Raw genomic sequence first — 19,009 nt, forward strand, 5'->3', positions numbered from 1 at the left:
ATATGCAGCAAACTGCAATCGTTATAGGAGCCGGAATCGTTGGCCTTGCTACAGCAAGAGCTCTTTCCCTAAAGGGTTATTCAGTAAAAATATTTGAACGCAATGAGATGGCGATTGGCGCGTCTATCCGCAACTTCGGAATGTTGTGGCCCATTGGTCAGCCCGAGGGTAAACTGTATGAAAGAGCAATACGCTCAAGTGAAATATGGCGCGAACTGTGCAAGGAAGCCGATATATGGCACCATGAAAACGGCTCATTGCATCTTGCTTACCATGCTGACGAATTGCAGGTGATGGAAGAATTTACAGCAACTGCAAAGCTCTATCGCAATTGCGAAATGATCAACGCCTCTGAGGCTATCGCCAAATCGGAAGCAGTGAATCCGCAAGGATTGAAAGGGGCATTATGGAGTTCAAGCGAGATCATCATCGAGTCAAGACAAGCAGTGGCGCAGGTCGCCAGCTATCTTGCAGAAAAATATAATGTAGAATTCTTTTGGAACACCGCCATTACCCGCATTAACTATCCAACAATTTTTGCAGGTAATAAAGAATGGCAGGCTGACAAAATATTTGTGTGCAGCGGCGCAGATTTTGAAACCTTATATCCCGAAGTTTTTCAGTCAGTACCTATTACCAAATGCAAATTGCAAATGATGCGACTCGCTGCCCAGCCCGGCAAGTGGCGCATTGGACCTTCCTTGTGCGGAGGATTAACGCTTACACACTACTCTGCATTCAAGTCTGCTCCATCGCTTGATGCTTTGAAAAAAAGATATGCAGCGGAATTTCCCGAATACATTCAGTGGGGCATTCACGTAATGGTGTCACAAAACGAAGAAGGGGCACTTACTGTTGGAGACACGCATGAATACGGCCTTGCCCACGATCCATTCGATCGCGAGCAACTTAATATTTGGGTGCTTGACTATCTTAAAACATTTGCACGCTTCAAATCATGGGAACGCATTCAATCGTGGAACGGTCAGTATGCGAAGATGACAAATGGGGCCACAGAGTTTGTTCATTCCCCTGAAGATGGCGTAACCATTGTAAATGCTACAGGTGGCGCAGGCATGACACTTTCTTTTGGCCTGGCGGAAGAGTTGATTTAATTGAAATTGAAAGTGAGATTAATATAGAAAGGCCGCCTGAATGATTCTAGTCGGACAGGCAGCTTTTCATGATCGTCATATTTTTTTTGATTCGACCAGAAGTAGATGAATGGATAGATGGGGCAAACAAGGCAGCGCGTCATTGCGAGCCCCAGTGGAGAATGAATTATTGAATGATAAAAAGCAAAATACTCAAACAACAGGCGGGGCGAAGCAATCTCAGACAAGAAGATTGCTTCGCCCCGTTCGTTTTAATGCATAAAGTTTTAAAAGCATCAAACAATGATAAATGCCGGGGCTCGCAATGACGACCTGCATAAGATTTGTCGGATCTTCTAAAAATCTGCCTGCCCGGCTAGAGTCTTTCACGCGGTCGTTCCTTCTTTTTCAACTTTCAATTTTCAATTCCCTAAACCTCCCCTCCCATAAACGGATCGGTAAAACCCGCTACTCCAGTCTCTACTTTCCCTGCATATCTTTTTTCAAATATTTCATCACCTTCAACTGTTACAGAGAAATCATACCAACCGTGTTGTTTGGATAACTCGATGGGTAAAATGAGCTTACCTTTTGGCTGTACAGTTTTTTCAATGTCAGCCGTTTTATAAGCATTGTCTGTGATCCTTATTTTATAAGGCGTTTGAGAAGTATTGTTTAATATCAGTGCAATGTTTCCTGTAAGCTTGTTTTTATTGCCTGATTTTTCATAACGACATTCTACAGCAATCGCGGGATCATTTGCGGAGCCTTTAAATTCCCTGAAGAATCCGTTGGGCCCATATACACACAAATGATATTTGCCATTTTCAAAATCTTTTAATGACCAGTTCCGTTCCAATTGATCAGCAGCTTTAACGGCAAAGGCCCATGTCTGCAAATCTTTTCCGGGTCTGTAAACATTGAATGGGGAGCCCAGCGCATCGGCACCAAACGCCTGGTTACCGGCCTTCAATTGCATAACAAACGCATCCCTTGCAGCATTTAAATAACCATCTGCATACAATTCGTAATTTAATGCACTAGCGGGTTTTACGCCCTTCTCCTGCTTAGGCATATATTCGGAAGCGTGAGGATCTTTTTGAATTGCTTTAATTTCTTCTGCAGTTAACGATTTAAAACTGTCAGGCAGTTTTTTAAATTGTGCATTGTAAACCTGTTCAAGAAATGGACGCATTACAACGTAATCAATACCGGGCGAATCGTTTGTGTTGGAAGGTCTGAAGACGGATGTCAAATCACCGCAAACAGTTCTTCTCCAATCGCTGATATTGCTTTCATGAATGTCTTTTCCGCTTTTCGCTTTGACAAATTTTTCTAGAAATTGTATCGTGGAAGTATGATCGAAAACTTCTGAGTTCACATAGCCACCTCTTGTCCACGGCGACGCTATTACAAGTGGTACTCTGTAACCCAATCCTATAGCACTTTCGCGATTGGCTGGCTCGGGAAATCCATTCCTTGCAGTTAATTGCTTCTTTGTAACAAATTCAACTTTCGTGTCCATACCTCTCGATGCCATTCCAGTTTCAGGTCTGTCGGAATGCGGCGCTACAAACGGCGGCACGTGATCGAAGTAGCCGTCATTCTCATCGTAAGTAAGAATGAAAATTGTCTTCTTCCAAACTTCAGGATTTTGTGTTAGAATATCCATTACCTCCGAAACATACCATGCACCATACCATGCAGATGACGGATGATCTGATAAATGCTCCGGTGCCGCGATCCATGAAACCATCGGCAAGTTGCCACGCTTTACATCTTCCCTGAATTGATACAACAAGTCTCCTTTCGGAACCTGCATCGTTCTTTCAACACCATTGTCACTATATGTTACAGATTCGAGTGAATGATAATGCGGATCATTCGTATTGGTCGTAAACGCCTTCTGTTGAAGCGCTTTTTCTCTTGGAGAAAGTTTACCGAGCATCTCGTGATTTTTTACTTCGAGCTCTGTCGTACATTGTTTCAATGTCCGCTGTTTGTTCTCGATAGTTTTTTGCAACTTTTTGGCTGCAACATCAACAGCACTTAAACTTGCAAGTTGGGTTTGCAGGTCCGCGATTTGCTTTGGAAAAGTATCTGTCACTTTTTTCAGATACGCAAGATGTTTTTCATGCAGTTTGACATTATACTGCGAAAAATATTCCAACGGATTATCGCCGAAATTGGACAACCATGCTTCTTCATGTCCTTCAAATCCAACATTGACGGCTACTTCATTCTGATAGAATTTCCACGACACATTGTTGTCTTCCAGCAACTCAGGAAATGTGCGGAAGTTTAGTGTTTCAAAATCCATATCATCGTTCCATACAAGCGCTCTTGAATCCTCATTTTGCTCAGCTCTTATCGTGCCTGCCCAAAAGTATAACCTGTTTGGGCTGGTACCCGTAAGTGATGAGCAAAAGTGTTGGTCACACACCGTAAATCCGTCTGCCAATGCGTAATAGAAAGGAATGTCTTCGCGTGTGTAATAGCCCAGCGTTAAAGGCATGTCGGAATATTCTTTAATCCCATTTTTCTTTACATTCAACCATTGATCATACTTACCATCGTTGCGGGCATTTATCTGGTTGTTCCAAGAATGCGGCAGCGAACTCATCCATGTCGCCTTTGTATTTTTTAAATCAAGTCTGAAAGGCGCGTACGTATTACCGGCACTGTTAGATTGTAGCCACACGGGATTATTGTTGGCAAGCCTGATAGCGCGGGGATCATTGTATCCCCGCACGCCGCGAAGCGTACCGTAGGTGTGATCAAACGATCTGTTTTCCTGCATCAGTATCACAACGTGTTCTGCATCTTTCCATGTAGTGCCGGGAGCGGCCTCTATTGCCAATGCTCTTTGCACTGCGGCGGGTATCAAAGTATTCATACCCATAAGACCCGACAGAAGGCCTGCTTTCTTTATAAACTCTCTGCGATTTTCCATGAACAAAAAATAGTTAATGCCATCAAATATGTTTCCCTTCACTGTCAACTAATCATCCACACTTTAAAACTATGTAATAAAAATTCACTTGCAATAGATTCTTTTTTATAGTATTGTTATCTTAAACAACCCCTATTAAAACCATGCACCAAATTAAAAAGTATTCAGTACTTATTATGGTAGCTTTTGGCATATCAGCGTTTGTCAAGCCGGTATTCTGCTTTTTCCTTATCGGTTCACTTTTATTATATGTGGCAATACATGCCAGGCTTTTTTTTAAGCAATTAAACAAAATGGCATCGAAACTACAGGCACTATAATAGAATACCGCTCGGACAGTGATGGATACAAAAAACCTGTTATCGAATTTACGACCAAAACAGGAGAGACTATTGCGGATTCGCCCACCTTGTATGCTTCAAGCGATTTGAACAAAGTCAGATCATACAAAAAAAATCTCTACCAACAAGTGTCGGTGACGTATGACTCCAATGATCCTAAAAAATTTTTCCTGACTGATTACATGGATTTTGAGTACTTAATACTCGCTTTTTTTGCATTGGGTGGTTGTGGAGGCATCGCACTGTTCATCTGCGATATTCTCGGGTACATAAAACTCAGTCAAGAGAATACTTGATGCCTTTGAGCAAAATAACAGCTCAATATTATTTTTAGGTTATATCATCGAACAAACAACTGAACTCCGGTTACAGTGTCTATTTTCGCGACTTTTAAAATCTTATGAGAGCTATCTTCATCTTAACCCTTGCAATTCTTGCTACACTTGCAAAGGCGCAATCTCCCTGCGACAAAGTATTATTGTATGACAAACTATTTGCTTCTTATGAAGAATTTCATTTTAAAAGTTTGAGGAGATTTAACATCCACAACATTCCTGATTCAACATTGCTGAACATGAAGAACGAAATCATCAATCTCAGTTCAGCGTATTTTTTCTCTGTCTTAAAAATCAAGGAGGTTAGATTGTATGATACAAGCAACCTGACACCTTCTAGCAACAGACGTCTTTTTCCGATTTACGACAAAGATTCCAATCCTGTCTACACATTCTACGCGATACTATTTGAAACAAAGGCAATCAACGGCACTCCATTTTTATTCAGGCTTGATATCCTGAAAAACGGTAAGCTGCTGGATGAAGGTCAAATTCATTTTTTAACGCAGGGCGAATTGCAAATCATCACTTGTGATCAGGCGCTCACGGCGGCATTGACAGACTCAGTTCAATTCAAAATCCGATCGGTTAAAAACATGAGTTTAGCTTACGATCAAATAGACAAAATGATATCCTGGTCAATCTACTCAAATGAGGATCCTATAGGAAATATCTACATCAAGCGAATAAACGCGGCCAATGGAAAACCATATGCCAGAATCATTACCAAAATGATTACTACTGACAGCGTTAAGGATGTAAAAGTTGGACCTTGAGAAATGAGTTCATCGTACACAAATCAAAACTCAAAATTTCCAATCTCCCAAAATATTTGAAACAGTATATTGGCTGGCTTCTTCTGAAGTAAGCTGATGAGACCACCCTACCCGTTTATCAGGAGCAGAACCTGGACCATAACTTTTATACTCCGCATAGAACGCCGTCTTTTGATTTTCAATTTTACCCCAATAATCCCAGCCTTCTGGTTTTACCTGTTCATCCAAAAAGCAATTGAGGTAAACAACTTTTGCAAAAGGGCGCCACGGCCGCCCAAGCATGAAAGTGCCGTTAGCAGCATTGCCGGTTAGTTTACAATTGAGAAAAACGTAACCAAACTTTCTACCTTCCGGTGTTGAAGCCGCGGTATAGTAGCCAGCGTTCTTCGCATATAAAGTACAGCTATCAAACACTGCAGTAGCAGCGCCAAAAATAAAATCAACGGTACCCTCTATATAACATTTGTAATAATACTGACGGCTATTGTCGCCATGCGTGTAGAGCGTATCCTGAAAACCGAGAAAACGGCAGTTAATAAACTTCGCACGATCGCCGGTTACTCTTACTGCAACGGCCTGCCCAACCGGACCAGAAGAGTTTTCGAACGTGATGTTTTCAGCAGTGAAATCATTTCCAAAAACAAAAAAGCTGGAAGAACCGGATGTTCCAATTCCCTGGCCGGAACTATCTTTTTTAGAAGCATAATCATCGTAGGTTAAGATTGTTTTGTCAACGCTTTCACCTATAAAATGCACTTTCATTTTTGTTTCAGGCAGTCGAAGCTTTTCTTTGTACACACCATTTTTAATGTAGATAATCGTTTCCGAATTACTCATATCCGGCACTGCGTTTATGGCTTCCTGAACTGTTTTATAGTTTCCTTTCCCATCCGGGGAAACAATAATCTTTTTACTCTGGCTCATTGCCATTGCAGAGACCGCAACGAGAAGGAAGGAAGTGGCAAGTAATCTTTTCATGAATAATTTAAGTGGCTTTTATTTGATTAGTCTGATGTAAACTTTAAATAATTCAGCGTTCATTATTTTCTATTGAAGCCTTTCTTTTTCCTCAATGCTGTGCACTTTATTTTCAACTTTAAGCGGGCTATCGATCGAAATTTTTAATCCCTGTATATCCCATGACGCAACATACTCTAGGCGACCAAGCTCATTCGCCGCCACAGAAGTATTTTCATACCGGAAATTACTCAACATTGAAGTTGGCAGCCCCGTTACGTCAAACACTTTCTTTGCATTGGTTACAGTCACATTTTTCACATAAATATCCTTTGCATGCGGAATTCCTTTCTCTGCCGGCTCTACGTGTTGCAACATAGCCTTCCAATGCGACGGAATAGAATCGGAAGAATAACCCTTTGGCAAAGTTGAATAACTATAAGCAGGGAACCAGTTGAGATTAAATTGAAAAGCATTATTGATCGAATCCATCACAATGTTGTCAAAATAAATATCTTCTATCGTACCGCCGCGTGTTGTGGCTGATTTAATACGCAACCCGTTATCAGTATGCTTTGCTTTTAAGTTGGTGGCATATATGTGCCTTATTCCCCCGGACGTTTCACTGCCCAACGTAATCAATCCCGCGCCGCGACGGGCAATGCTGTTTTGTATCACTACATACTCAGTCGGTTTGTTAACACGCAACCCATCCCAATCTCTACCGGCCTTCAAACAAAAATTATCATCATTGCAATCTATATCACAATCATCGATCAACACCCATGAAGAGGAGTCAACATCGATGCCGTCTGTACTAGGGCCGCTACCGTTTTCATTGTTTTTAATTACAAGCCCGCTTGCTGTCACGTACTGCGAATACAAAATCTGCACGGTCCAAAATCCTGCACTCTTTAACGTCAGGCCTTTTACGGCTACGTTATCTGAATTTTGTATAAGAATAGTGCGAACTCTTTTCACATCGTAATCAACGATCCATCTTAAGTCTTTTGCATCGTATTCTTTGCGCATCTTCCAGTAAAGATCCCAGTTGAATTTTCCTCTTGCATCAATCACCCCGTTTCCTGTTACAGAAGCATTTTTTGCGTCAATAACATTAATTAGTGCTGCGGGCCATTTCATTTCGATACCTGCAACCCTTGTATCTATGTCAGGATAATCAGTGAGCGATTCGCTGCCGAGTATTAAAACATCCTTGCCGATAACCAATTGAACATTTGACTTGAGAAAGATCGCTCCCATCACATATGTACCGGCAGGAAAAAAAACTTTACCGCCGCCTGCTTTCGAACAGGCATCAATGGCTTTTTGCACCTGCTTTGCAACACTGCTTGCAGAGCCGGGTTTCGCACCATATTTCGCAACGCTGTATTCTTTATCAGCAACATCAATTTTCTTGCACCCAACTTCACTTACCCATGAGGGTGCTTGTGCATTCACAATTAAAGACGCTATTAGTAATAAGGGAAAGGTTAATATTTTTTTCATTGCAATTAAATCGTCGTTTAAAAAACATTATCAACTGATGGCCTGCTATAATTTTCGTTGCTTTTAGAAATAGATGGCAAACCAAAATAAAAATAAAGTGTTCGTGTAACCGGTTTGTTAATCTCTGTCAATTCGCTCTGAGGGCCATATACTGCTGCGTTCTTAGTAATGTTGGTTGCCAGCTTGGTACCGATTGGAGGAATGCAATCCAAAAATGAAATATTGCCAACAGGAAGCTTTGGATAAAATTCCGGCCCGGTGATTCCGTAAAAATCAAAGAGACGTACAAACAAATTTTCTTCCTGGCTGGCCACATAAAAACGTCCTTCGATGGTGTTGAATTCCATCCATGAAATATCGCCATAGTATCCTTTAAACTCAGGATATACGAGCGGCGAGTAAGAGGTTTGCGTATTGTTATAAAAATTCTGCCAAACGTTTACCGGCGTGCCTTTCATTCTATTCTTCCACTGCCTGTAAGGGCCCTTACCCAGCCATCTTGTTCCCAGCACATAATTTTCAGGATAAGAGAAACTTATCCCTGCAAAATCATATTTTCCCTTCAGCGAATAAGTGTAATCAAGTGTCAACCAGCCACTACCACTCATTTTCCATTTTACTGATTGTATATCGCCATCATACTTGAATTCAGCAATGCTATTGGTTCCGTCTTGATATACTTTCACTCCTGTAAGCGTTCCTTTACCCTGTACCATTACTGGTCCGTTGTTGAATGAAAGAGCCGATGCTTTGCTATTCGTCACTTTCTTCAACAGTCCTGTCTTAGTATCTATCTCCACAGTAACGTCTCCGCCTTTCAGTGTTATCACTGAATCAGTTTGTATAAAGAATGCAGCCTTGTCGCTTGCAGAAATAAACGCCGGCGACATCTGGCTGTTGGATTTCAATTTCCACGTCCATTCATTCAACACATTGCCGAACCTATCAGTTATACGAAGCACCAATCCCTCATATTGTTTAAAGTCTGCAGGAAGATTCAATGCTATGTTTCCTTTTTGCAGTGGCAAAATAGATGGAACGGTTGCCACACCCTGCTTTGCAACCTGGTAGCCGCGTGATTGCAAATCGAATGGCTTCGCAAAATTCACGAGAGCCCATTGATACTTGCATTCATTGAGATTGGTAAAATGATAACGGTTCTCCACTTCAATATTGCCATTGAAATTGTCGGGAATGTTTTTCATTTCCAGGTGTACCGGGCAAAAGATTTCTTTCAATGCATAGAAGCTTCCTTCTTTTTCCCTGTGAGGTCCCAGGATGCCATCATTTGCGTTGAGTCCGTTCGCATCAATAATGTTGTTCATGTCTGTACGAACAACGCCTTCGTCGAGCATTGCCCAAATAAAACCACCACCGCTTCTTTTTGCGTGCCAGTGCAGCTCCCAGAAATCATCCATAGCTGCACCTCCACCACCATCATCCTGTGAATGCAGGAATTCAGTTGGCATGTAGATGAGGCTGTCATTCAAAATATTTTTCGTACTGTAATAATCTTCGTAGTGATTACAATCAATACCATTGAATTGATTGCCCGGCCTGTGATGCGGATGAATAACAGGACGATGCGAAACATCCCACTTATCAAAGTCATCATCGAGTTCTTTGTTGGTTCCGCCTTCATTACCGTTGTCCCAGAAAATAATGGAAGGATGATTAACATCCCTTACAACCATCTCTCTTACAAGCGGCTCCCCCACTTTTGTGCTGTATGCTTTTTGCCATCCGGCCAGTTCATCTAACACATACAATCCAAGTGAGTCACACAATTCAAGAAATCTTTTATCGGGAGGATAATGCGAGCAACGAACGGCATTCATGTTCATATCTTTGAGTAGCCGAACGTCCATTAATTGAATACTGTCATTCAATGTGCGTGCGGTTTCCGGCCACCAGCAATGGCGGTTTACGCCTTTCATTTTTACTTGTACACCATTTATGTAAATACCATCACCGTGCCGCACCTCAATGGTTCTGAATCCAAATTTTTCTTTTGCGTGAAAGACTGTCTTATCGCCTTCTTTTAAATAAAAATTTACGCTGTATAATTCCGGTGTTTCACTTGTCCACGTTAAAGGAGATTTTACTTTGGTTTGCAAAAGTGTAGTGGTGTCGTTAGGAGAAATTGTTTTTGTAACGGTCGCTACTTTATTTCCTTTTTTATCGACAATGTCTGCAACAATCTTATTTGCCTTCTTAATATTTTTGGTAAAAACCTGCATGGTCAAATCGCCATTTGCTTTTGCATCTATAGCCATGCGATCGATGTGTTGCTGCTCAACTGCCTCTAAATACACGGGCCTAAAAATGCCGCCAAATACCCAGTAGTCTGCTAATCGCTCAGCATTATTTACCGATGCGTCGTCAGACATCTTGCTTACCGTAACTTCCAATAAGTTTGCGCTGCCTATTTTTATTTTATCCGTGATATCATATTTGAACTCGTAGAAAGCGCCACGATGTTTACTACCGGCACTCACTCCATTGATCTTTACTTCTGTATCCGTCATGCTTCCTTCAAACACGATCCGCACTACTTTGCCGGACCATGATTTCGGCACGGTAAAAGAATATTTGTACATTCCTTTTTCGTCTGCAAACCTGAAATTGCTGCCATAGGTTTTGTAATCCCTTCCATAGTTGTAACTGCCAAACCCTTGCTGCTCCCAGCAGGACGGCACTTGTATAGTGGTCCACTTACTGCTGTTCCTTCCGCCTGTGCAGCAGAAATCCCATGTTACTGTGTGATTATTGGCAGTGCCTGACAAATATTGAATTTGCTTTTCCTGCGCCCGCGTGCCCGAAAAACATACCGTCAAGGCAGCGGCAAAAAATACCGTAAGAACATTTTTCATAAGCTTAGCGTTGTTCCGATTCGTTTGGTGTTAATTTTCCTAAAGAAATTATTTTGCTCCTAAAAATAAAACGTTACCAACTGATAATCAAAATAAATTGTAAATGTGACAATTAAAGCGATAAAAAAGAAGCTACCGTAAAAAATATTTTCAAAAGAATGAAGGACAATCATTTGCGGCATTTCATTTCTTGTTATTATTGAGTTTGAAATATAAACGGGCCTAATCCTCTTTACATGGTGCCTGCAATTATTTATATTTGATAAAACGATTGCTTTTTTGAGATGAAGTATTCCGCTCTGACTGACCAGCAACTGCTTGCGTTTCTTAGGGAAGCGAACAAGGATGCCTTTGCCGAAATCTACAACCGGTATTGGAACAGCCTGTATTGGTCGGCTTACAATATCATCAAAAACGAGTCTGTGGCCCAGGATGCCGTTCAGGAAGTTTTCATTGCCCTGTGGCAGCGAAATACGGAAGCTGATATCCAGGCTTTAAATGCATACCTGCACCAGGCCGTTCGTTTTCAAATACTAAAGGCGATAAAAAAACAAAAGGCGGACGAGCAGTTTTACAGCCGTCTGGTTAACATTACCGCCAACATCGTTTACGAAAATCCGTTATTATTTAAAGAACAGGAGTCTTTGCTGAAAGACATACTAGATACCCTTCCCGAAGATTGCAGACTCATTTTCCAGATGAGCCGGGAAGAACAAATGACCTACAAACAAATAGCCCTGCAATTAAACATTTCCGAGAAAACCGTAGAGAAAAAAATGACACTCTGCCTGAAACACTTCCGCCAGGTACTACAGGAAAACAAACATATTTTACTGATGATGGTGCTGGTAATCAGCCTTGCAAAATAGCGGTCGAAAAAAAGTTTAAAAATATTTTCCATTTTCCGTAGGGTACCGTTTTCATTTTGGTACTTATATATTGAAGCGCATGATCAAAGAACATTTTATACAACTGGTTGACAAATATTTGACAGGTACCGCCACCGACGCAGAGCGTCGGTTGATGGAGGAATATATGACAAGACTGGAGTCCACAGACACTGTTTTCCCGGATATTGAGAACGAACAAAGACTTAAAGAGATCATTTGGAACAATGTGCAGGCAGAAACAGGCATTGAAACACCGGTCATCGTGTTGCCGTGGTATAAAAGAAAGATCGTACAACGTGTTGCTGTAGCGGCGTTGCTTATCGCACTCGCGGGAATCGGCATCAAATTTTTAACAGGCAATAACAACGACAGTAAACCGACTGTCGCACAAAAAGATAACATCAGGAACAATAATAACTCACCAGTTGTACAGCATAGGATGAACAAAACCGGACATGAAGAAGTGCTGCAACTGATGGATGGTTCTTCGATCACACTGGCGGATAAGAGCGAAGTGACTTATGAAGAACCTTTCCAAACAAAGAGAGATATTACATTGGTTGGAAAAGCCTATTTCAAAGTAGCGAAAGATGATGCGAAGCCCTTTACAGTAATCAGCGGCGATATTGCCACAACCGCATTGGGTACGGAGTTTACAGTAACTGCTTATTCACACCTCAGTCAAATTGTAGTTCGATTGTATGAGGGAAAGGTAGTTGTGAAACCGGTGCAGGCGACCAACAAAAGAATGAAGAAAGATGTGTATCTGCTACCTGGCCAGGAGTTTGTGTACGATAAGAATTTTACAAAAGTAAAAAGCTTCAAACTCAACACAAGTGGCACACCGGCAGAGATCATGACGAACGAACAAAAAGAGAATCCGTCAATACCACAAAACAACCAGGGATCATGGTACATGTTCAATAATCAAACACTTGCGCAGGTGCTTGATCAATTGTCCGAAATGTTTGACGTGAATATTCAATATCAGCAACAGGATGTCAGGAATATTTATTTCACCGGAAAATACAATAGAACAGACTCGCTGGAAACAATTTTAAAAGACATTGGAATTCTGCACAAACTAACGATTAACAAACTGGACGATAGCACGTTCATCATTACAAAAAAGTAATTCAACCTTAAAATTTTAAACCATTCATCTTTTACGAGATGTGAGGTCGATGCAAGACATCGGCTAAAGGGAATCATTTTGTTCATTTTAAACTGCAAAGCCATATGAGATTACAACTGCTTAAGCCACCGAAGGCTTTTCTTCCACTGCTATTTATTTTGCAAATTTTTCATCCTTTGTTTGCAAGCGCACAGGATGCTTCAGGAGAAGTGAAGGGAATTGTTCGTGGTGCCAAAAATGAACCACTTGCGGGAGTATCCGTTGTTGTCCGCAATGCAAAAACGAATTTTACTTCAGGCACCAAAACAGATACTACAGGCGTGTTTACATTCCTGCATGTACCATCTGGCGGGCCTTATAACTTCAACCTTTCAATGATTGGTTATGAAAGCCAAACGCTGTCAGGATATTCCGTAAAAGAAGGGACTACGTTTTCACTATCTGTTACCATGAAAGAAACTGCGGCTACGCTCGAGCAGATCATGGTAGTTGGCTATGGTACGCAAAAACAAAAGGACCTGACAGGTTCTGTATCTGCAGTTACTAACAAGAATTTTAACCAGGGCGCTGTACTCAGCCCGCAGCAAGCGATACAAGGCAAGTTGCCTGGCGTAAACATTTCGCAGAACAGCGGAAAGCCAGGCGGCTCCAATACCATACGCATTCGTGGAGGTACGTCATTGACTGGCTCTAACGATCCTTTGTATGTAATTGACGGAGTACCCATCTCTACTTCTGCAGGTGTGGCACAGGCAAATATCCGCGGCAATGGCACAGATGTTTTTGACCAGGAACCAACCAATCCATTGATGACGTTGAATCCTGATGATATCGAATCTGTAACAGTTTTGAAAGATGCCTCTGCAACTGCAATTTATGGTTCACGCGGTGCAAATGGAGTAATTGTTATTACCACAAAGAAAGGTCAGGCAGGAAGCCCGAAAGTAAGTCTTGGTGCAACCGGCGGCGTTTCCAAAGTTTCGAAAACATTGCCTGTTCTATCTGCGGATCAATACAGAAAAACAGTGAAGGATCTTAATTTACCATTAGATGACAAAGGTGCCAATACCAACTGGCAAGACGAAATTTACAGACCTGCTTACTTGCAGGACTACAATCTGGCAATGTCTGGCGGCAACAGCAAAACCACTTATCGCGCATCACTTGGCTACGGTGATCAGCAGGGAGTGATGCTTGGTTCAGATTTGAAAAGAGCCAATGCCAGAATTAACATCAACCACTCTGCATTAAACGACAGGCTTACGTTTGACATGCGTGTAAACTACGGTACAACATTTTCAAAATCTGCGCCGGTATCAAACACGGTGGGTAGCGAATCCGGCACCAGCATGAACTACGAGGCATACGTTTTCAACCCAACTTATCCGGTGTACGATTCTAACGGCAACTACACTTTCGTTCCACCGTACCGCGTAAACCCGGTTTCATTTTCAACAGATGTTATTGATGAACTTACCAACAGCAGGTTCCTGGGAAACCTTTCTACGACCTACAAAATATTACGTCCGTTAAGTATCAACCTCAACCTAGGTTATACCAAACAAGACATCGATCGTAATTCTTACATCAAGAAGTCAAACCTTCTGGGCGCTGGACTTGGCGGCTATGCAAGTGTGCAGAAATTGCAGGACTATAGCAAATTGCTCGAAACTGTATTACGCTATAATAACGTATTTGGCAAACATACAGTGGATGCGATCGGCGGTTACTCCTGGCAGTATTTCGTTAATGAAGGCGACAGAACTTCAGCTTCAGGATTTTTGTCCGATGAATTCAGATGGTATAGTTTGCAAGCGGCAAAAACAATACAGGGCGTAAGTACATTCAAACAAAGCAATACGCTTATCTCCTTTTATGCAAGAGTAAATTATAACTATGATGATCGCTTCCTTGTTACAGGAACTATCAGAAGAGACGGGTCAAGCAGATTTGGTGAGGGTAACAAATGGGGAACTTTCCCTTCAGGTTCAGTAGCATGGAGAATTTCGCGTGAGAAGTTTTTCCCTGCCAAAATATTCAATGACCTGAAAGTACGTGCCAGCTATGGCGTTACGGGTAACCAGGAAATTGGCAACCTGAACTCTGTAACAACTCTTGGAGCAACTACTACAGGTTATATTGTGGGTGGAGAACGTGTTACAGTTGTACTACCACAACAATATGCGAACCCAAATTTAAGATGGGAACAAACAGCGCAATTCAATGCTGGTATCGACTTCGCTATAGTTAACAACAGACTACGTGGTAGCATTGATTTTTATAACAAGAAGACATCAGACCTTTTGCTGAGGCTGCCTGTACCTTCTCCGACTGCTGTCAGCACCCAGCTTGCCAACGTAGGTAGTGTACAAAACAGAGGCGTTGAAATTGCCCTGGATGGAACTGTAATTGACGGCAACAACTTCAGATGGGAAAGCAGTTTCAATATTTCATTCAACAGGAACAAAGTGTTGAGCCTCTCCAATGATCAGTACAAAGGAAACAACATCCAGATCGCACCAATACAAGGCGCAGGGCTTGCAGGCATTTATGCGCAATTGATCATGCCGGGCCAACCTTTAGGAACCTTCTACGGCAAACAATTTTATGGCATCAAAGGAGGCGTAGAACAATTGAGCGCAAATGATACAGTGATAGGCAATGCGCAGCCAAATTATATCTATGGATTCTCCAACACGCTTTCCTACAAAAGATTTGCATTGAACTTTACGTTCCGCGGATCTGTTGGCAATGACGTGTACAATATGACTGCGAATAATTTGGCTTACTTAAATAACCTACCCGGAAGAAACGTAATGGACATTGCGGTAACAAGTGGTGTGGCACGTGACCAGCCAAAGAAATATTCTTCCCGCTGGATCGAGAATGGTTCATTCTGCAGATTGGATAATGTAACACTTAGCTACAACATACCTGTGAAAGGAACATTCATTTCAAATGCACGTGCATTTGTTACAGGCACGAATTTGCTGATGTTTACACATTACACAGGACTTGATCCCGAGGTAAATTCAGAAGTGTCAGGCACAGGTGTTGCGCCATTGGGTATAGACTACCTGGCTTATCCAAGAGCTAAAGCAATAAGCGCAGGAGTAAACCTTTCTTTCTAAGCCATTTTATTAAAACTAACTTTTGATTGCTATGAACGCTAATATAAAAAAACTCATTATTTGCTTCGCTACCTTCAGCAGCCTTGCGGGATGCACAAAGCTGGATGAAGAAATGTATGGAAGCTTATCTCCCGATACTTATTACAAAACAGAAGCAGAGGGATTGTCGTCCGTTGCAGGTGTGTACCAATTGTTATCGTACAACGTTGACATAAACGATCCATGGAGAATGGGAGAATTCATGACTGATGAATTCATTGTTCCGGGCAGAGCAAGTGGAGGATGGTTTGATCAAAACAATATTGATCTAACCAAACACCAGCAGGATGCAAACAATGCAACCAACGCAAGAGCATGGAAATATATGTTCCAGGAAATTGGAACAGCAAACGCCGTGCTGGAAAGTTTGCAAAAATCGCCCAACCAGGATGCGATGAAACCACTTATCGCGGAAACAAGGGCACTCAGGGCCTACGGCTATTTTTATTGCATGGATTATTGGGGAAACATACCATTGGTAACTGTTGCAAGGATTGACCCAAATAACCTGCCAACAAATACGCCAAGAGCAGATATCTATAAGTTTATAGAATCAGAATTACTGGCTGCCGTGAATGACATTCCTTCCGTTACAAAAGTGAACAGAACGTCTTACTATCCAAGGTTTACAAAAGAATCAATTTACTCTATACTGGCAATCTTGTACCTGAATGCGGAAGTCTACACAGGCACTCCCCAGTGGCAGAAAGCAAGTGACATGTGCGATAAAGTAATCAGCTCCGGCGCATATGATTTAGAAACCGAAGTGTTGAACAACTTCAAATCAAACTTGCAAGCCAACTCAAAGGAAATCATTTCCGCGTTCACCGTTGATCCCGTAAAAACCGCTGGCAACAACCAGTTCATCTTGTACACACAAAATGCACTTGACCAATTAAAATACAATCTGCCGTTTGCCCCGGCCAACGGTTACAGCACAACGCAAGCGGTGCTGGACAGATACGAGAACCAGGACGTAAGAAAAACATTGATAGAATATGGCCCGCAAACATATCTCGATGGCAGTCCTTTGAAATATGCAAATGGCACTCAGCTCGTACTGGTACCTGTAAAAGACATCATCAGTGCGCAGGATAATGAAGGCTACAAGGTTTTGAAATATACGCCGGTTGGAACAACATGGTCAGGTTATAACGGCGACAACGATCTTGTTATGGTAAGATATTCTGAAATATTTCTTACAAAAGCAGAAGCATTGTTCAAGCTGGGTAATACTACAGATGCATTAACGCTCATCAATAAAGTAAGAACAAGAAGTAAAGCCAGCAGTTTGACTAGCCTTACGATTCAGAACATCGAAGATGAACGTTCAAGAGAATTGCTGTGGGAAGGTTCCAGAAGAAGAGACATGATCCGCTTTGGTGATTTCTTCACAGGCACATGGGCATTCAAAACAACGCAAACCGAAAAATATCGCGGCCTAATGCCAATTCCTAACGAGCAAATAACCGCAAATCCAAACTTAAAACAAAACACTGGATACAAATAATTTGGCAATATGGCAATTTGAAAATTTGAAAATTACAATGTGCGAGTCCTCGACAAAAAAATACTGCTTTGACGGTGGTAGATATTTGCGGGAACAGACACGCATACAGACAAAACATTCTTCATCCCCGAAGAGCGGGCGACCCGGTTTCCTCACAAAGCAAACGTTATATCGCCGGTAGTCCGTTCTTCGGGAGAAGCTAATTTGAAAATGTGATGAAATGCAAGTACGAGACCTGACAGGTTTTAAAAACCTTCAGGTCTCGTACTCTGATTATGTGCCTGTCTGCATTTTCAAACTTCGTTATCTCCAAATTTCTTCTATATTTATGGTCCCAACATTTGAATAAAATTGAACATTCTTGCGTCGCATCCCGATTCGATTCTCATCGGGATTCCGATACGAAGTGTAATCGGAACTTGTGCAATAAATCTTTATTCAGCAAATAACAACTACAGAATTCGCCACAATGAAACAATTATTGAAAACCAGTGCTGCCACATTACTACTTACAACTACTGCTGTAGTATCATTCGCACAATCGCTCAAAGGCGTTAACGGTATTCGCGACACGAGCTATACAAATTACAGCGCTTACAAACACAGCCTGAAAGGAAATCCTGAAATTTCATTGGTACCTGAATTCGATGATAAAAACATCCAGACTACGAAAGACATAACCTATTGCACGATCGGCAAACGTAAACTTGCGCTTGATGCATTTGTTCCAAAAGATACAAAAACAAATCGCATTGCATTCATCATGATTCATGGCGGAGGCTGGAGATCGGGCAACAGAACGCAGCATTATCCTTTGGCACAGGCGCTTGCGGCAAAGGGATATGTTTGTTTCACTCCTGAATACAGGCTTTCAACCGAGGCGCTTTTTCCTGCAGCAGTTTATGACCTCAAAGCAGCTATCAGATGGGTAAAAACAAACGCCGCAAAGTACAAAGTTGATACATCTAAAATTGTTATCGCAGGCTTTTCTGCAGGCGGTGAGTTAGCAGCTTTTCTTGGCACTACAGGCAACATGCCATTGTTTGAAGGAGCAGGTTGCAACGATGGAATTAATTCCAGCGTGAATGCAATTGTAGATATGGATGGCACGTTATCTTTCACGCATCCCGAGACTGGCGAAGGCGATGACAGCAAAAGCACTTCCGCGGGCACTTACTGGTTTGGCTATAGCAAAAAAGAAAACACAGGATTGTGGAACGCCGCATCGCCATTGAGTTATGTTGGCACCAGAACGCCTCCTACCCTTTTTCTCAACAGCTCAGTTGATCGTATGCATGCAGGCAGAAACGATTTTATTAAAGTGCTGAATGACAACGGTATTTATTCAGAAGTACATACATTTGATAATGCACCGCATTCATTTCCGATATTCAATCCATGGTTCACGCCCATGGTAAATTATATCGACGGATTTTTGCAAAAAGTTTTTACGAATAAATAACAGC

At 41.8% G+C, this 19,009-nt stretch carries 11 protein-coding genes; 7 read left to right on the forward strand and 4 right to left on the reverse strand.

Annotation, left to right across the window (positions count from 1 at the left end):
- Window positions 1-2: 2 nt before the first annotated feature.
- Entirely contained in the window at window positions 3-1,115 is a 1,113-nt protein-coding gene (locus QJ048_RS15735; RefSeq protein ID WP_282335353.1) for a TIGR03364 family FAD-dependent oxidoreductase, read from the forward strand.
- 409 nt (window positions 1,116-1,524) lie between these two features.
- On the opposite strand, the gene QJ048_RS15740 is transcribed toward QJ048_RS15735, so the two are convergent.
- Entirely contained in the window at window positions 1,525-4,047 is a 2,523-nt protein-coding gene (locus QJ048_RS15740; RefSeq protein ID WP_282335354.1) for a phosphocholine-specific phospholipase C, read from the reverse strand.
- A gap of 741 nt (window positions 4,048-4,788) precedes the next feature.
- On the opposite strand from QJ048_RS15740, the gene QJ048_RS15745 reads away from it, so the two are divergent.
- Window positions 4,789-5,499, forward strand: coding sequence for a hypothetical protein (locus QJ048_RS15745; RefSeq protein WP_282335355.1), 711 nt, complete (start codon window positions 4,789-4,791; stop codon window positions 5,497-5,499).
- 30 nt (window positions 5,500-5,529) lie between these two features.
- Here the strand turns inward: QJ048_RS15745 and QJ048_RS15750 are convergent, their stop codons facing one another.
- The 3 genes from QJ048_RS15750 to QJ048_RS15760 all read right to left on the reverse strand — a co-directional run bounded on the left by QJ048_RS15750 (window position 5,530) and on the right by QJ048_RS15760 (window position 10,838).
- Window positions 5,530-6,477, reverse strand: coding sequence for a pectinesterase family protein (locus tag QJ048_RS15750; RefSeq protein WP_282335356.1), 948 nt, complete (start codon window positions 6,475-6,477; stop codon window positions 5,530-5,532).
- 69 nt (window positions 6,478-6,546) lie between these two features.
- Window positions 6,547-7,965 carry a glycoside hydrolase family 28 protein gene (locus QJ048_RS15755; RefSeq protein WP_282335357.1) on the reverse strand — a complete coding sequence of 473 codons (1,419 nt, stop codon included), beginning with the start codon at window positions 7,963-7,965 and terminating at the stop codon, window positions 6,547-6,549.
- A 17-nt stretch (window positions 7,966-7,982) separates the two neighbouring features.
- The gene (locus QJ048_RS15760; protein WP_282335358.1) at window positions 7,983-10,838 is read right to left on the reverse strand and encodes a glycoside hydrolase family 2 protein; all 2,856 of its coding nucleotides are present in this window, start codon (window positions 10,836-10,838) and stop codon (window positions 7,983-7,985) included.
- 284 nt (window positions 10,839-11,122) lie between these two features.
- Here QJ048_RS15760 and QJ048_RS15765 point away from each other — a divergent pair, with 284 nt between their 5' ends.
- From QJ048_RS15765 to QJ048_RS15785, 5 genes are all read left to right on the forward strand, one after another.
- The gene (locus QJ048_RS15765) at window positions 11,123-11,707 is read left to right on the forward strand and encodes an RNA polymerase sigma factor (RefSeq protein WP_282335359.1); all 585 of its coding nucleotides are present in this window, start codon (window positions 11,123-11,125) and stop codon (window positions 11,705-11,707) included.
- Between the two features lie 79 nt (window positions 11,708-11,786).
- Window positions 11,787-12,863, forward strand: coding sequence for a FecR family protein (locus QJ048_RS15770; RefSeq protein ID WP_282335360.1), 1,077 nt, complete (start codon window positions 11,787-11,789; stop codon window positions 12,861-12,863).
- Window positions 12,864-12,967: 104 nt separating this feature from the next.
- Window positions 12,968-15,994 carry a SusC/RagA family TonB-linked outer membrane protein gene (locus tag QJ048_RS15775; RefSeq protein ID WP_282335361.1) on the forward strand — a complete coding sequence of 1,009 codons (3,027 nt, stop codon included), beginning with the start codon at window positions 12,968-12,970 and terminating at the stop codon, window positions 15,992-15,994.
- A gap of 31 nt (window positions 15,995-16,025) precedes the next feature.
- Window positions 16,026-17,543 (forward strand): RagB/SusD family nutrient uptake outer membrane protein, encoded by a 1,518-nt coding sequence (locus QJ048_RS15780; RefSeq protein WP_282335362.1) that lies wholly within the window; start codon window positions 16,026-16,028, stop codon window positions 17,541-17,543.
- Between the two features lie 469 nt (window positions 17,544-18,012).
- A complete protein-coding gene (locus QJ048_RS15785; protein WP_282335363.1) occupies window positions 18,013-19,005 on the forward strand; it encodes an alpha/beta hydrolase in 993 nt (330 codons plus the stop codon).
- Window positions 19,006-19,009: the final 4 nt, after the last annotated feature.

Origin of the sequence: Pinibacter soli, from assembly GCF_029961145.1 — a bacterium.
GTDB lineage: Bacteria > Bacteroidota > Bacteroidia > Chitinophagales > Chitinophagaceae > Pinibacter > Pinibacter soli.

Coding starts and splice junctions, on each gene's coding strand:
- QJ048_RS15735 (WP_282335353.1), top strand. CDS start 3: ATGCAGCAAACTGCAATCGTTATAGGAGCCGGAATCGTTGGCCTTGCT.
- QJ048_RS15740 (WP_282335354.1), bottom strand. CDS start 4,047: ATGGAAAATCGCAGAGAGTTTATAAAGAAAGCAGGCCTTCTGTCGGGT.
- QJ048_RS15745 (WP_282335355.1), top strand. CDS start 4,789: ATGAGAGCTATCTTCATCTTAACCCTTGCAATTCTTGCTACACTTGCA.
- QJ048_RS15750 (WP_282335356.1), bottom strand. CDS start 6,477: ATGAAAAGATTACTTGCCACTTCCTTCCTTCTCGTTGCGGTCTCTGCA.
- QJ048_RS15755 (WP_282335357.1), bottom strand. CDS start 7,965: ATGAAAAAAATATTAACCTTTCCCTTATTACTAATAGCGTCTTTAATT.
- QJ048_RS15760 (WP_282335358.1), bottom strand. CDS start 10,838: ATGAAAAATGTTCTTACGGTATTTTTTGCCGCTGCCTTGACGGTATGT.
- QJ048_RS15765 (WP_282335359.1), top strand. CDS start 11,123: ATGAAGTATTCCGCTCTGACTGACCAGCAACTGCTTGCGTTTCTTAGG.
- QJ048_RS15770 (WP_282335360.1), top strand. CDS start 11,787: ATGATCAAAGAACATTTTATACAACTGGTTGACAAATATTTGACAGGT.
- QJ048_RS15775 (WP_282335361.1), top strand. CDS start 12,968: ATGAGATTACAACTGCTTAAGCCACCGAAGGCTTTTCTTCCACTGCTA.
- QJ048_RS15780 (WP_282335362.1), top strand. CDS start 16,026: ATGAACGCTAATATAAAAAAACTCATTATTTGCTTCGCTACCTTCAGC.
- QJ048_RS15785 (WP_282335363.1), top strand. CDS start 18,013: ATGAAACAATTATTGAAAACCAGTGCTGCCACATTACTACTTACAACT.